Below are 302 nucleotides of genomic sequence, written 5' to 3' on the forward strand. Positions count from 1 at the left end.
ATAGTAATGAGCAAGAGCACCTGTTGATGTCGTGAGTTTCGACTCATGATGACACGAGAAACGATTAAGTTTTTGATTTAGTCGGAATTTCCTGTGTCCCCATCGTCTAGAGGCCTAGGACACCGCCCTTTCACGGCGGTAACAGGGGTTCGAATCCCCTTGGGGACGCCATCCGATAATGAGTGAAAGACATTATCAACTGAATATCTTAAAGATGACTTTAACGAGTCGTGTTTAAGATATTGCTCTTTAACAATCTGGAACAAGCTGAAAATTGAAACACTGCAGCTAAAACTTGTCTC

1 tRNA gene is annotated in these 302 nt (G+C 42.7%); it reads left to right on the plus strand.

The features are described from left to right. Positions 1-95 precede the first annotated feature (95 nt). Positions 96-171 (plus strand) — tRNA-Glu (locus tag ACQ4OC_RS19655). The last annotated feature ends 131 nt before the right edge of the window (positions 172-302 follow it).

The sequence above is a fragment of the Yersinia sp. J1 genome (assembly GCF_050586585.1).
Classification (GTDB): domain Bacteria; phylum Pseudomonadota; class Gammaproteobacteria; order Enterobacterales; family Enterobacteriaceae; genus Yersinia; species Yersinia entomophaga.